The sequence below is a fragment of the Spirillospora sp. NPDC049024 genome (genome assembly GCF_040649235.1).
Lineage (GTDB): Bacteria > Actinomycetota > Actinomycetes > Streptosporangiales > Streptosporangiaceae > Spirillospora.
Genome location: NZ_JBEZFD010000001.1, coordinates 342,855 through 356,563, shown reverse-complemented (window position 1 = coordinate 356,563; position 13,709 = coordinate 342,855). Strand labels below are relative to the sequence as shown.

Sequence of the window (13,709 nt, the reverse complement as noted above, 5' to 3'; positions counted from 1 at the left end):
CAATGGGGCGAGGGGGCATGCCCCGCGAGGAGGCTGAGTTGAGCGAGATCCCGATGGACCGGCCCGTGCTGGGGGACGACGAGGCCGCGGCGCTGACGGGTCTCGCCGCCCGCGTGCGCGAACTCGCCGAGGCCACCGTCCTCACCGCCGCCGGGGCCGCCGAGGCCGCCGCGGTGGCGGACGAGATCGCGGCGCTGACCGCCCGGCTCACCGCCGAGCGCCGCGACGCGCCGCCGTTCGCCACGCCCGGCGAGACCCGCATGGACCGCCAGATCGCCAACCCCGTCGCCGGGGCGCTCAACCCCCTCGCGCCGCCGATCGCCCTGGAGGCCGACTCGGACGGCATCGTCCGCGGCACGTTCACGCTCGGCGCCGTCTACGAGGGCCCGCCCTCGTACGTGCACGGCGGCGTCTCCGCGATGGTGCTCGACCAGGCGCTCGGCATGGCGGCGGCCGCCAGCGGCAACCCGGGCATGACCGCGACCCTGGAGACGCGCTACCGGCGCCCCACCCCGCTCGGCGTCCCGCTCCAGGTGGAGGCGAAGGCGAGCCGGGTGGAGGGGCGCAAGGTCTACGCGTCCGGGACGATCAGCGCGCCGGACGGGCGCGTCACGGTCGAGGCGACCGCGATGTTCATCATGCCGCAGCGGTTCGTCACGTCGCAGTACTGACCTCCGTCCGGTCCGGGACCGGCGCGGGCAGCAGGGCGAGCGCACCGAGGGTCAGCGCCGAGGCCACGATCATGCTGATCGAGATGGCCTGCCAGCCGTAGTCGTGCAGCAGCCACGTCGCGAGCAGCGGCGCGGGGCCGCCTGCGAACACCGAGGCGAGCTGGTAGCCGATGCCCGCCCCGCCGTAACGCAGCCGCGTGGGGAACGTCGAGGCGATCAGCGACGCCTGCGGCCCGTACTGGACGGCGTGCGGGATCTGCGCCACCACGACCGCGACGACGACCAGCGCCGCGATCTCGGTGTTGAGCAGCGCGAAGTACGGGAACGCGAACAGCGCCACGCAGATCGAGCCGGCCGCGTACACCCGCCGGGGGCCGATGCGGTCGCCGAGATGCCCGGCGGCGGGGATCGTGAACAGCTCCAGCGCGGCCGCCGCCGTCACCGCGCTGAGCGCGAGCCCCTGCGCCATGTCGAGGTGCTTGTGCACGTAGGTCAGCGCGAACGAGGTGAACAGGTAGAACGGCATCTGCTCCGAGCAGCGCAGCAGCGCGCTCAGGATGATCTCCTTGGGGTGGCGCCTGACGACCTCGACGACCGGTACCCGGGCGACCTCGTCGCGCTTGACGACCTCGGCGAACAGCGGCGTCTCCATCACCCGGACCCGCACCCACAGCCCGATCGCGACGAGGACGAGGCTGAACAGGAACGGGATGCGCCATGCCCAGGCGCGGAACGCCTCGTCCGCGGAGAGGGCGATGGCGGTCATCATGCCGGTGCCGAGGATGAGCCCGATCGGGACGCCGAGCTGCGGCAGGCTCGCCATCAGCCCGCGCCGTTCCCGGTCGCCCCACTCCATCGACAGCAGCACCGAGCCGCTCCACTCGCCGCCGACCGCGATGCCCTGCAGGATCCGCAGGAACACCAGCAGGGCGGGCGCGGCCCAGCCGATCGTCTCGGTGCCCGGCAGCACGCCGATCAGCGCGCTCGACACGCCCATCAGCACGAGCGTGACGATCAGCGTGGCCTTGCGGCCGAGCCGGTCGCCCCAGTGCCCGAAGACCGCCGCGCCCACCGGACGGGCCGCGAAGCCCACCGCGTAGGTCGCGAACGCCGACAGCGTGCCCGCGTAGTCGCTCGACTCGGGGAAGAAGACGTCCTTGAAGACGATGGCCGCGGCGGTGTTGTAGAGGAAGAAGTCGTACCACTCGATGGAGGTGCCGATCACGCTCGCGGCGGCGGCCTTGCGGACCTGCGCGCGGCGCTCCTCGGCGTCCGCGGCGCCGGCGCGCCCGGCCTCTCCGGGATCCAGAACCATGGGAGCCGTTGACCTTTCCGACCGCCCCCGCCGGTCCCAGCGATTTGACCCACTGTTTCCCGCTGGGTTCGCCGCCGAAACCGTCGCGGCACGAAACAGTCGACAAACGGGTGGATCCCCGCTCAGTACTCGTAGACCTTGACGGTCGGGGCGTGCTGGTACCAGGACGCGATGATCGACGAGGTGTGCTCGTCGGACAGGAAGTCGACGCGCAGCCAGCCCTCGGTCTGCGTCACGCGCGTCTCGTAGCCGGGGTTGGGCGTCGCCGACACCAGGCGCACCCGGTCCTTCTCGATCGACATCGCCGCGCTTCCGCCGCGCGTGGCGTAGCTGCGCACGTGGTCGGTCGGCTTGGGCGAGGCGGAGCCGTCCGGCCTGCCGGGCGGCGTCTTCGGGGTCTTGGACGGCCGGGGCCCCTGGTCCTGGCCCGTCGGCGGACTCGACCGCGCGGTGGGCGACCCGATGCCCGTCGGCCCCGGCGGCGGGGACGGGCTGGAATGGATCACCGGCCCGGCGATCGGCGGCGGGGCCGACCGGTCCGACACCGCGCTGCGCACGACGCCGCGCACCCCGAGCCAGGAGAGCGCCACCGCGAGCGCGGTCACCCCGGCCCACGGGGCAACATACGACATCGCGCGACGCATGGGCACATGGTGGCATACGGTTCCGCCATGGCGAGTGTGTTGGTGGTCGAGGACGACGCGAACGTCCGGACCGCCTTGATCAGGGAGCTGAGCGTCCGGTCGCACGTCGTGCGCAGCGTCGGGACCGCGATGGACGCGCTGCGCGAGGTCACGCAGTCCCCGCCCGACGTCGTCGTGCTCGACCTCGGGCTGCCCGACCTCGACGGAGCCGAGGTGCTGAAGATGCTGCGCGGCATCTCGGACGTGCCGGTCATCATCGCGACCGCGCGCGACGACGAGCCCGAGATCGTCCGGTTACTGAACGCGGGCGCCGACGACTACCTCATCAAGCCGTTCTCCATCGAGCACCTCAGCGCCCGGCTCGCCGCGGTGCTGCGCAGGTCCGCGCGGTCCGGCCCCACCGCGGAGCTCAGCGTGGGCGGCCTGCACATCGACCTCGACCGCCGGGAGGCGCTGCTGGACGGCAAGCCGCTGGAGCTGACCCGCCGCGAGTTCGACCTGCTGGCCTACCTCGCCGCCCGGCCCGGCCGGGTCGTCGCGCGGCGCGAACTGCTCGCCGAGGTGTGGCGGCAGGCCTACGGCGACGACCAGACCATCGACGTCCACCTGTCCTGGCTGCGCCGCAAGCTGGGCGAGACCGCCGCCGCCCCCCGCTACCTGCACACGGTCCGCGGGGTCGGGGTCCGGCTGGCGGACCCGGGCGCATGAGGCGGACGCTCGTCCTGGTGTCGCTGGCGGTCACCTCGATGGTCGCGCTGGCGTTCCTCATCCCGCTCGCCCTCACCGTCCGGGAGATCGCCCGCGACCGCGCGCTGACCACCGCCGAGCGGCAGGCCAGCGCGCTCGGCCCCGTCCTCGTCGTCACCGAGGACCCGGCCGCGCTCGAACGCGCCGTCGCCAGCACCCAGGCCGGCGCGGCCGGGCGGATGACCGTGCACATGCCGGACGGCGGGCTCGTCCCGAAGAACCCCCGCGCCGAGAACGCCGCCCGGCCCGACCAGCTCGCCGAGGCCGGGCGGCGAGGCCGCTCCTACACCGCGCGCGTGGAAGGCGGGTACGCGCTGCTCCAGCCGGTGTCGCTGGACGCGGGCCGCACCGCCGTCGTCGAGGTGTTCCTGCCCGACGAGGACCTGTCGCGCGGCGTCTGGAAGGCGTGGCTCGTCATGACGACGGTCGCCGCCGCGCTCGTCGCCGGGTCCGTCGCCGTCGCCGACCGGCTGGGCGCGCGCATGATCCGCTCCACCCGCCGCCTCGCCGAGGCGGCGGGCGCGTTCGGCGACGGGGAGCTGTCGGTGCGGATCGAGCCGGACGGGCCGCCCGAGCTGGTCGAGGCGGGCCTGGCGTTCAACGCGATGGCCGACCACGTCGTCCAGCTGCTGTCGGCCGAGCGGGAGATGGCGGCCGACCTGTCGCACCGGCTCCGCACCCCGCTCGCCGCGCTCCGCCTCAACGTCGAGGCCCTCGGGGACGGGCACGTCGCCGAGCAGACCCGGGAGGCGGTCGACCGGATCGAGCGCGAGGTCGACCAGATCATCCGGACCGTCCGGCGGCCCACCGGCCGGGGCAGCTGCGACGCCTCCAAGGTGCTGCGCGACCGCGTCGCGTTCTGGTCCGTCCTCGCCGAGGACGAGGGGCGCTCCTGCGAGCTGATCGGCGCCGAGGGCCCCGCGCCGCTGCCGATCCCGGGCACCGAGCTCGCCGCCGCCGTGGACGCGCTGCTCGGCAACGTCTTCCGGCACACGGCCGAGGGCACCGGTTTCGTCGTCACCCTCCACCAGGGGCAGGGCGTCACCGGCATCCTCGTCGCCGACGGCGGCCCCGGCATCAGCGACCCGGACGCGGCGCTGAAGCGGGGCAGCAGCGGCGGCGGCTCCACCGGCCTCGGCCTGGACATCGCCCGCCGCGCCGCCGAGTCGACCGGCGGCTACCTGCGCATCCACCGGAGCGTCCTCGGCGGCGCCCAGGTGCAGATGTGGTTCCGGACGAGGTGGCTGCCGCCGGCCCGCCGCTCCCGCCGCCTCGTCCGCCGCCGCCACTCACGCACCTGATCGGCGCCCGGTATGCCAGGTATAGAGCCGCCTTAAATCCGCCTTAACCAGGGTGGAGACGCCGTGGAGCGCGCCTACCGTGGCCGGCATGAGACGCCCCCGCCCCCAGTACGTCGCCGCCGGACTCATCGGCGTCGTCGGCCTCGTGGTCGCCGTCCTCATCGCCGTCGCGGGCCTCGTCGCCGGCGGGAACGTGCCCACAGTGCCCAGCTCCTACACGATCCAGGTGGTGGGCCTCGCGGACCCGCACGACCTCACCCACGCGCCCGGGGGCTAGCCCTCCTCACGGACATGGTCACCGGTCGCGCCGTCGAGCAGCTCGCGGAGGATGTCCATGTGGCCGGCGTGCCGCGCCGTCTCCTCGACCATGTGGATCAGCACCCATCGCAGGGAAACTTCGGCGCCGTGCCAGGCGGTGCCCCGGTCCTCGAGGCCCAGCTCCTCGATGGCCTTGTCGGACGCGGCCCGCGCCCGCCCGTAGAACGCGGCGATGCCCTCGATCGTCTCGCCGGGCTCGATCCTGAGGTCGGCCTCCGGGTCGTCGTCGTTGAACGGAAGCGGCTCGGTCTCCCGCCCGAACGTCCTGGAGAACCAGTCGTACTCGACCGCGGCGAGGTGCTTGGTCAGGCCGAGCAGGCTCGTGCCGGACGGCGTCATGGGGCGCCGCGCCTGCTCCTCGTCCAGGCCGTCCAGCTTCCACAGGACCACGTCCCGATGCCGGTCGAGGGCGGCCTTCAGACTTTCCTTCTCATCACCGGTGTACGGCACTTCTTCCATGCGGGGACGCTATCAGCGCGACCGAACCGAGCCGGAGCCCTGGGGACGCCGGCCCGGTGGGCGTGCGGTCAGCAGTTGAAGTACTTGACGTACCACTTCCCGACGGTGTCCCCGTTGTCAGGGCCGAGCTTGTAGTCGGCGATCCAGCGGTGGGGAGTCAGCATGACCCACAGGTAGCCGTCCCTGCGCTCGATGGTGTCCCAGTCGGTCTTGACCTTGGAGTCCCTCGCCAGGACGCCGACCACCGGGTAGTCGAGGCTCGGCCCGGTGCGGACGTTGAGCCCGTTCTCCGGCAGGACCTCCCCGTAGCACCAGTGGCTGCGCCCCCCGTCGCGGGCGAGGAGCCGGTTCATCGCCTCGGCCGCGCCCTGCGGCCCGACCTCGATGGCGCCCGGACCGTGGCCCTCCTCCTGCGGCTGCGAAGGGCTGGGATGGGCCGCGTGCGACCCGTTCTGGCCCGGAACCGGCGGTGGCGCGGCCGAGGCGGTCGCGCCGAGCCCGAGCGCACCGCCGGTGAGCGCCGTAGCGGCCGCGGCGACGCCGAGCTTCATCCTTACGTGCATCTGAAACCTCCCCCTTGAGGCGGCGGACTTACACCAGCATGTTACCCAGAGTCATGCCAGATGTGCAGAGAGTCGCGAAGCCACTTCTTACTCCCCCGACCCGGGCACTCCCGCAGGCCCCCCAACCGAGCACCCACCCATCCACGCAGGTGAACGACTCCAGCCCCCCTCCCCGGCCACCCTCGGACGGGTCGTGAATAAGGGTGGCTCAGGGGTTCCCTAAGTGAGGCTTAAAGGGGTTCTGGTGGGGGGTGGGGCGGCTTAGCGTTGCGGGTGTCAGATCGGAGACACGGCGGAGGTGCACAGGCGGAGAGCACAGAGCGAGACGTCGGCTGAGGTTCCGACTGAGGTTCCTGATTGAGACAGGTTTCTGGCCCGCACGGCCCCCTTACCCCGCTCTGGGGCCGTGCGGGCCAGAAGTCTTTTCAGGGGCGGGGGAGGGCGCCGAGGAGGAGCAGGCGGAAGGCGTCGGCGGTGCCCGTGGCGGTGGTGTCGCCGGTGGCGAGGCGGCGGACGGCCAGGCCGTAGAGCATCGCGACGACCGCGGGGGCGTGGCGTTCGGCGTCCGGGATGCCGAGGGCGGTCAGAATGGCGGCGGCCAGGCGGTCGTAGGCCTCGACGGAGCGCGTGGAGGTCTCGCGGAGGGCCGGGTTTCGGGCGGCGTGCAGGTGGAGTTCGAGGTTCGCGAGCTGCTCGGGGTCGTGGGCGACGCCGAGGACGGCCTTCTCGACCTCGTCGGCGGCCTCGACGGGCGCGATGCCCGACTCGGCGAGGGCCTGGACGTAGGCGGTGATGCGGGCGATCTCCTGCTCGACGAAGGTGTGCAGCGCCTCGCGGAGCAGGTCCTCCTGGCTGGGGAAGTGGTAGGTCAGGGAGCCGAGGGAGACGCCGGCCGCGCGGGCGACGGCCCGGTTGGTCACGGCGCCGATGCCCTGCTCGCCGATCAGGCGGAGGGTGGCGTGGAGGATCTGGTCGCGGGCGCTCATCGAAGCACAGTCTTCCCTAGTACCGGTGGCTTCAGTATCGTTCGTTCGAACGAACGATAGCGGGAGGCTGCGGTGGAAGCGGGACTGGCCGGGCAGGCGGAGGCGCTGGCGAAGGGTGAGGTCTCCTCGAGCGACCTGGTGGAGGAGAGCCTCGAGGCCATCGGCCGGCAGGAGTCGCTCGGCGCGTTCCGGGTGGTGCGGGCCGAGGCGGCCGCGCAGGAGGCGCTGGAGGCCGACAAGCGGCTGGCGGACGGGGAGCGGCTGCCGCTGCTCGGGGTGCCCGTCGCCATCAAGGACGACACGGACCTGGCGGGGGAGACCACGCCCTTCGCGGTCGCGGCGGACCACCGGCCGGTGACGCGGGACGGGGAGGTCGTGCGCAAGCTGCGGGCGGCCGGGGCCGTCATCGTGGGGAAGACGACGACGTGCGAGCTCGGGCTGTGGCCGTTCAGCGAGTCGCGCGAGTACGGGATCGCGCGGAACCCGTGGAACCCCGACTACTCGCCCGGCGGGTCGTCGGGCGGGTCGGCGGCGGCCGTGGCGGCGGGCATGGTCGCGGCGGCGGTCGGTTCCGACGGGGCCGGTTCGGTCCGCATCCCGGCGGCGTGGACGGGCCTGGTCGGCATCAAGCCCCAGCGCGGGCGGGTGTCCGCCTATCCGCAGACGGATCCGTTCAACGGGATCACCGTGTGGGGGCCGCTGGCGCGGACCGTGGGGGACGCCGCCCTGCTGCTCGACGTGCTGACCGGCAGCCACCCCGAAGACGTCCACCAGCTCGACCCGCCCATCACCTCGTTCGCCGAGGCGGCGAAGCGGGAGCCGGGGAGGCTGCGGATCGCCGTGTCCTACCGGACGGCCCTCGGGGTCAGCGGGAGGCTCGACCCGCAGATCCGGTCGGCCGTGGAGCGGCTCGCGCGGAGGCTGACCGCCCTCGGGCACAAGGTGTTCCCCGCCGACCCCGACTACGGGCCGGTGGCGCTCGGGCTCGTCCCGCGCGGGACGGCCGGCGTCGCCGACTGGCTGGAGTCCCTGCCCAACCCGCGGCCCGATCCCCGGACGGAGGCCGAGGCGCGGATCGGGCGGGTCCTCGGCCGGCGGCTGCTGCCCCTGGCGAAGCGGATGGACCCGTACCTGAGGAGGCGGGTCGGGCGCATCTTCCAGGTCGCGGACGTGGTGATGACGCCCACGACCGCGCAGCCGCCGTTGCGCGTCGGAGCCTTCGACGGGGCCGGCTACCAGAAGACGCAGTCGGGCGTCGCGGCCGCGTGCCCGTACGCGTGGACGTGGAACGTCCTGGGGTGGCCCGGGGTGAACGTGCCGGCGGGGTTCACGAAGAACGGGCTGCCGATCGGCGCCCAGCTGCTCGGGCACGACTCCGACGAGGCGACGCTCATCTCGCTCGCGGCGCAGCTGGAGTCGGTCGAAGGATGGGCCGAGCGGCGCCCGTAGGCCCCGCGACGGGCCGCCGGTGCCTGCGAGCAGGCACCGGCGGCCCCTTCGCTCAGTAGCCGGCGCCCGTGAGCATGCCGCCGTCGACCAGGACCTCGCTGCCGGTGCAGTAGGTCGAGTCGTCCGAGGCGAGGAAGACGACCAGCCCGGTGATCTCCTGCGCCTTGCCCATGCGCCCGAGGGGCAGCGCCTTCATGAACGCGTCGGCGCTGTCGGCCGTGGCCGAGACGATGTCGTCCTGCATGGTGAGGGGCGTCAGCACGCCGCCGGGGTGGATGGAGTTCACGCGGATGCCGTACTGGCCGAGCTCGCGGGCGGCGGACTTGGTCAGCCCGCGGACGCCGAACTTGCTGGCGCTGTAGGCGGCGAGGCCGGCCGCGCCGATGAAGCCCTCGGTCGAGGAGACGTTGACGATCGAGCCGCCGCCCGCCGCGCGCATCGGGGCGGTCACCGTCTTCACGCCGAGCCACTGGCCGACCAGGTTCACGTCCAGGATCTGGCGGAACTCCTCGACCGCCATGTTCTCGATGGTCTTGTGCCGGAGGATCCCGGCGTTGTTGACCAGGACGTTCAGCGCCCCGAACGTCTCGGTCGCGGTCTGGACGGCGCGCTGCCAGTCCTCCTCCCGGGACACGTCCATCCGGACGAAGCGGACGTCGTCCCCGAGGTCGGCGGCCAGCTTGGCGCCCTCCTCCTCCAGGACGTCGCCGAACACCACTTTGGCGCCCTCGTCCAGGAACCGGCGGACGTGCGCCTTGCCCATGCCGCGCGCGCCACCGGTGATCAGCGCCACCTTGCCGTCAAGCTGCCCCATCAACGCTCCTCGTCGCCCGTTGCCTCCTCGCCAACCTAGCGAACGCTTGGTCAACAGAACAAGGCGGCCCCTATCCCGCGCGCAGCCCTCCGAACAGCAGCGCGAGCATCCGGTCGGCGTACCCGCCCGGGTCGGGGGTGCGCTCGGACGCCACGCCGATCGCGTTCGTGAGCCGCAGCAGGTCGCCCGGGTCGATCTCGGCGCGGACCGTCCCGGCCAGCTGCGCCCGCTCCAGCAGCCGGCCGAGCGCGGCGCGGATCGCGGCGGCCGCGGCGCCGAGCCCGGTGTCCGCCCACTCCGCGCCCATCGCCTCGATGATCAGGGTGCAGGTGCCGCGCGGGGTCGCCGCGCCCGCCAGGTAGGTGCGCAGCCAGCGGCCGAGCGCGGCCTCGGGGTCGGGTTCGGCGAGCAGCGCCTCGGCGTGCCCGAGCAGGCCGTCGATCCGCTCGCGCAGGACGGCGTGCAGCAGCGCGTCCCGGGTGGGGAAGTGGCGGTAGAGCGTTCCCGAGCCGACGCCCGCCCGCTTGGCGATGTCGTCGAGGGACGCGCCCGTGCCGTGCTCGGTGAAGGCGGTGCGGGCCGTCGTGACGAGTCGTTCGTAGTTGCGGCGGGCGTCGGCCCGCATCGGCCGGGTCTCCATGGGCACCGTCCAGCGGTCGCGGGTGGCCTGACGCGGCCCCCGGCCTGCTTCTTTGGACGAGCGTGCCATCTGACGGGCCGGATGCGCTACCCGGACCGCGCGGCGAGTGCGTCCCGCGACAGCCGGTCGGCCCTGCGCGTCGTCTCCGGCAGCCGGTACTCGGGCGTCAGGGCGAGGACGGCGCGGCACGCGGCGTCGAGGCCGGCCCGGTGCCCGACGGACACGAACACCGGCTTCACCCCGTCCCGGGTCCGCAGCACCCGGCCGACCGTCTCGCCGCCGTCCACCAGCGGGCTCGCGTCGCCGCGCCGCGGCCCCGGCTGCTCGTACGCGCCGACGAACGCGGTCTTGCCGACGCCGATGGACGGCAGGCCGGTCAGCACGCCGAGATGGCACGCCAGCCCGAAGCGGCGCGGGTGCGCGATCCCGAAACCGTCGCAGACGAGCAGGTCGGGCGTGGTCTCCAGGGCGCGGAGGGCCTCCAGCAGCGTGGGCAGCTCGCGGAAGGCGAACAGGCCCGGGACGTAGGGGAACGCGGCCGTCCCCACGGCGACCGACTCCTCCACGACCTCCAGCGTCGCCGCGTCCAGGACGACCGCGGCGGCGGCCAGCCGGTCGCCGGAGCCGCCGCCGTCGCCCGCGTAGGACACGTCCAGGCCCGCGACCGTGCGCGGCGCGGCCGGCCCCGGGACGTCCAGTTCGAGCATCGGGCGCAGCCGGTCCTGGATCGCCTCGGCCTCCTGCGGTGTGGCCGGCCAGGGATGCAGCTCGCGTACGTCCATGGCCCGGACGCTACCGTCCCGTCAGGCCAGCGACGCGTACACCGCCTGCGTCAGCCGGTAGGCGCGCAGGTCGCCGGACGCCTGGTCGCCCATCAGGTTCGGCAGGTAGGCGAGCGCCAGCCCGGCCTCGGGGTCGCCGAGGCCGATCGAGCCGCCCGCGCCGGTGTGGCCGAACGCCGACTCCCGGCCCGCCCGCGGAGTGAAGAAGGTCTGCGACGGGCGCATGAAGCCGAGGCCGAAGGAGCTCCGCACCAGCAGGGTGCGGTCGGGTCCGCCGGCGCGCGGGCGGACGGCCTCGCGCAGCGTGTCGGGACGCAGGATCCGGCCCGCGAGGAGGTCGCGGTAGAAGCCGGCGAGCGCGGGCGCGGTCGCCGTCATCCCGGCGGCCGGCCATCCGGCGCGCAGCACGACCGGGTTGTTGTAGCCGCCCTTGCCCGGGTTCGGGTTGTTCAGCGACCGGTTCATCAGGCTCCCCGGGTCGAGGTAGGCCTCGGCGAGCCGGGTCAGGACGTCGGGCTCGGTGGTCTTGGGCGCGTCGGCCCCGCCGCCCGAGCGCCGGCCCGACGACAGCTTCGCGGCCCGCTCGATCACCGCGTCCGGGGCTCCGACCCACAGGTCGAGGTCGCGGGCGAACGACTCCTTCACGAACGCGCCGACCGTCCGGCCACCGGAGTGGCGGCGGACGATCTCACCGGCCAGCCAGCCGTAGGTGAGCGCGTGGTAGCCGTGGGCCTCGCCCGGCGTCCACTCGGGCTCCTGCGCGGCCAGTTCGGCCGCGCGGGCGGGGGCGTCCGCGGCCTCCTCGGCCGAGACGGGACGCGCGAACGCGGGCAGGCCCGCCTGGTGCGACAGCAGGTGCGCGGCCGTCGCGCCGTCCTTGCCCGCGGCGCCGAACTCCGGCCACCAGTCCGTCACCGGGCCGTCCACCTCGTAGGCGCCGCGCTCGGCGAGCAGCAGCGCGGCCGCGGCCGTCACCGCCTTGGTGCAGGAGAAGCCGAAGCAGGGCGTGTCGGGCTGCCATGCGCGTCCGGTGCGGCGGTCGGCGACACCGCCCCACAGGTCGACGACCTTGCGGTCGCCCGCGTAGACGGCCACGGCGGCGCCGAGCTCGCGGCCTTCGGCGAAGTTCGCTTCGAACACCTCGCGGACGCCGGCGAACGCCGGATCGCAGTGGCCCTGCACCGTGCTGCTCATGCGCGATCCTCTCAGGCGGGGGCCTCCATAGAATCACGTTCTAGGACGCCCCGCCGAACCGGGATCGCCTCAGTACCGGCCCAGGTGGTGGACGGGTTCGGTGACGGGGCCGGCGGCCCGCTGGGCGGGACGCGTCCGGCCGAACTCCAGCGTGAGCAGCGCCGCCGCCAGCCACGCGATGTCCGACCAGGACCGGAAGACCACGTTGCGCGGCTTGTAGGACGGCCTGAACTTCTTGTCGAACAGGTACAGCGACTCGACCGCGATCCACGGATCGAGCAGGTGCAGGGCCCGGTAGCCGGCCTTCTCCAGCGGCCCGCGCTCGTCGGCGTCCAGCAGCTCGCGGAAGGCGGCGAAGTTCAGCGAGACGAGCCCGTGCCCGCGCCGGGCCGCGTACTCGATCATCTCGACGATGAGGCGCTCGTTCACGCCGTTCGGGCCGCCGGGGGTGCGGCGCATCGCGTCCAGGCTGATGCCCTCGCCCGCCGTGACGTAGCGCTGGAACGCGATGGGCTCCTTGTCCTCGTCGTAGGCGACGGCGACGACCGCGCCCGGGTGGTACCCGGTGAGCAGCTCGTCCAGGTTCATGGAGAAGCCGCGCTCGGCCGCGCCGCCGAGGGACTCGGACGCGACGTCCAGCAGCTTCTCGCGGAGCGCGGGCGTGAGCTCCCGCTCCGGGAGGATCTCCGACGAGACGCCGAAGTTCTCGGTGCGCTTGACGGCCTGCCGGACGTTGCGCATCTTCCGCCCCGACAGCGTGAACTCGCCGGGACGGATGACGACCTCGTCGCCGAAGCCGATCGAGCGGCACGGCCCCCAGGCGGGCAGCAGGGCGTCGCTCGCGCCGAGGACGGCCGGACGCCAGCCCGTCGTCCGGCACATCGCGAGGAAGGCCCGCACGGCGTCGGCGTGCGAGGCGGGGTCGCCGACCGGGTCGCCGCCCGCGACCGCCATGCCGAACAGGACCCGGTAGCCGATCGCGGCGCGGCCGTCCGCGCTGAACACGTACGCCTTGTCGCGCCGCAGCGCGAACGGGGAGAGGGTGTCGGAGCCGGGATGCAGGACGAGGCCCGCGACGCGGACGCGCTCGGCCTCGTCGCCGGGTGGGGGCGCCGGGTCGGGCGCCAAAAGTGTGATCACCAGCACGAGCAGTCCCGCCGCGCCGGCGAGGCCGAGCACGCCCGGCAGCCAGGACGCCCCGTCCATGGGCGCGCCGGTGGCGCCGAGGCCGCTCGCGACGTCGCCGACCGACCGCACCGACACCCCGCCGAAGAGCAGCGACACCGCGGTCGCGGCGGCGAGCAGCAGCGCGCCGGTCTTCACGGCCGCGCGGACGCGCTCGGGATGCGGGCGCACCGGGAAGCGGTCGCGCTCCAGCCACAGCCCGCCGAGGACGGCGGCGAGCAGGGGCAGGCGCCACAGCGGGTCGTCGCCGGACACGACGGCGAGCAGCCCGAGGACCACCAGCGTGGCGAGGCCGTACCAGGCGGCGCGGCGCCGCAGCAGCACGCCGCGGGCGACCAGCGCGAGCGCGAGGGCCAGCACGACGGCGTGCTCCGGCTTGAGCGGGCTCCCGGTGACGAGCTGCGACAGCCGTCCGAGGACGTGCGGGGATCCGGAGAACGCGGGCACCGCGATCAGCGCGGCGACCAGGGCCGCGGTCAGCGCGAGCGGCCAGACGGGCCGCGCATGGGGCGGCGCCCCCGGCCCGCCCTTGCGGGAAGACTCGTCCGTCAGCACGAAGCACACCTCCGCTGAGCCCCCAACCAAGATCTTCCGGAACTCATTCCCGGGTTCGGTCGTTCGTATGGGGCCTGAAATCAGCG

General features: G+C 73.9%; 15 protein-coding genes. 5 read left to right on the top strand and 10 right to left on the bottom strand.

All coding sequences use genetic code 11. From position 1 onward, the window contains the following. The first annotated feature begins 38 nt into the window (after window positions 1-38). Window positions 39-671 (top strand): PaaI family thioesterase, encoded by a 633-nt coding sequence (locus AB0C21_RS01680; protein WP_500202164.1) that lies wholly within the window; start codon window positions 39-41, stop codon window positions 669-671. Here AB0C21_RS01680 and AB0C21_RS01675 read toward each other — a convergent pair. Both AB0C21_RS01675 and AB0C21_RS01670 read right to left on the bottom strand, forming a co-directional pair. Then, on the bottom strand, window positions 655-1,986 hold the full coding sequence (locus tag AB0C21_RS01675) for an MFS transporter (protein WP_500202163.1): 1,332 nt from the start codon (window positions 1,984-1,986) through the stop codon (window positions 655-657). The genes AB0C21_RS01680 and AB0C21_RS01675 overlap by 17 nt on opposite strands. 122 nt (window positions 1,987-2,108) lie before the next feature. Then, on the bottom strand, window positions 2,109-2,630 hold the full coding sequence (locus AB0C21_RS01670) for a hypothetical protein (protein WP_500202162.1): 522 nt from the start codon (window positions 2,628-2,630) through the stop codon (window positions 2,109-2,111). 27 nt (window positions 2,631-2,657) lie between these two features. Between AB0C21_RS01670 and AB0C21_RS01665 the strand changes: the two genes are divergently transcribed. The 3 genes from AB0C21_RS01665 to AB0C21_RS01655 all read left to right on the top strand — a co-directional run bounded on the left by AB0C21_RS01665 (window position 2,658) and on the right by AB0C21_RS01655 (window position 4,955). After that, window positions 2,658-3,338, top strand: a complete 681-nt coding sequence (locus tag AB0C21_RS01665) for a response regulator transcription factor (protein ID WP_200841696.1) — start codon at window positions 2,658-2,660, stop codon at window positions 3,336-3,338. After that, on the top strand, window positions 3,335-4,678 hold the full coding sequence (locus AB0C21_RS01660; RefSeq protein WP_500202161.1) for a sensor histidine kinase: 1,344 nt from the start codon (window positions 3,335-3,337) through the stop codon (window positions 4,676-4,678). Before AB0C21_RS01665 ends, AB0C21_RS01660 begins: the two co-directional genes overlap by 4 nt. An 88-nt stretch (window positions 4,679-4,766) precedes the next feature. Next, a complete protein-coding gene (locus AB0C21_RS01655; protein WP_500202160.1) occupies window positions 4,767-4,955 on the top strand; it encodes a hypothetical protein in 189 nt (62 codons plus the stop codon). On the opposite strand, the gene AB0C21_RS01650 is transcribed toward AB0C21_RS01655, so the two are convergent. The 3 genes from AB0C21_RS01650 to AB0C21_RS01640 form a co-directional block, all read right to left on the bottom strand. After that, window positions 4,952-5,455, bottom strand: a complete 504-nt coding sequence (locus tag AB0C21_RS01650) for a DinB family protein (protein ID WP_500202159.1) — start codon at window positions 5,453-5,455, stop codon at window positions 4,952-4,954. The genes AB0C21_RS01655 and AB0C21_RS01650 overlap by 4 nt on opposite strands. Window positions 5,456-5,523: 68 nt before the next feature. Continuing rightward, a complete protein-coding gene (locus AB0C21_RS01645; RefSeq protein WP_500202158.1) occupies window positions 5,524-6,018 on the bottom strand; it encodes a hypothetical protein in 495 nt (164 codons plus the stop codon). Window positions 6,019-6,443: 425 nt separating this feature from the next. Then, window positions 6,444-7,004 (bottom strand): TetR/AcrR family transcriptional regulator, encoded by a 561-nt coding sequence (locus AB0C21_RS01640; RefSeq protein ID WP_353821832.1) that lies wholly within the window; start codon window positions 7,002-7,004, stop codon window positions 6,444-6,446. Window positions 7,005-7,076: 72 nt separating this feature from the next. Between AB0C21_RS01640 and AB0C21_RS01635 the strand changes: the two genes are divergently transcribed. Further along, window positions 7,077-8,453, top strand: coding sequence for an amidase (locus AB0C21_RS01635; RefSeq protein ID WP_500202157.1), 1,377 nt, complete (start codon window positions 7,077-7,079; stop codon window positions 8,451-8,453). Window positions 8,454-8,505: 52 nt separating this feature from the next. Here AB0C21_RS01635 and AB0C21_RS01630 read toward each other — a convergent pair whose 3' ends face one another. The 5 genes from AB0C21_RS01630 to AB0C21_RS01610 all read right to left on the bottom strand — a co-directional run bounded on the left by AB0C21_RS01630 (window position 8,506) and on the right by AB0C21_RS01610 (window position 13,623). Beyond that, window positions 8,506-9,267 carry a glucose 1-dehydrogenase gene (locus tag AB0C21_RS01630; RefSeq protein WP_500202156.1) on the bottom strand — a complete coding sequence of 254 codons (762 nt, stop codon included), beginning with the start codon at window positions 9,265-9,267 and terminating at the stop codon, window positions 8,506-8,508. A gap of 70 nt (window positions 9,268-9,337) precedes the next feature. Further along, the gene (locus tag AB0C21_RS01625; RefSeq protein WP_500202155.1) at window positions 9,338-9,907 is read right to left on the bottom strand and encodes a TetR/AcrR family transcriptional regulator; all 570 of its coding nucleotides are present in this window, start codon (window positions 9,905-9,907) and stop codon (window positions 9,338-9,340) included. Window positions 9,908-9,993: 86 nt separating this feature from the next. Next, a complete protein-coding gene (gene nfi, locus AB0C21_RS01620) occupies window positions 9,994-10,689 on the bottom strand; it encodes a deoxyribonuclease V (RefSeq protein ID WP_500202154.1) in 696 nt (231 codons plus the stop codon). 21 nt (window positions 10,690-10,710) lie between these two features. Next, the gene (locus AB0C21_RS01615) at window positions 10,711-11,883 is read right to left on the bottom strand and encodes a serine hydrolase domain-containing protein (protein WP_500202153.1); all 1,173 of its coding nucleotides are present in this window, start codon (window positions 11,881-11,883) and stop codon (window positions 10,711-10,713) included. A gap of 69 nt (window positions 11,884-11,952) precedes the next feature. Beyond that, window positions 11,953-13,623: a bifunctional lysylphosphatidylglycerol flippase/synthetase MprF gene (locus AB0C21_RS01610; protein ID WP_500202152.1), complete on the bottom strand. Its 1,671-nt coding sequence runs from the start codon at window positions 13,621-13,623 to the stop codon at window positions 11,953-11,955. Window positions 13,624-13,709: the final 86 nt, after the last annotated feature.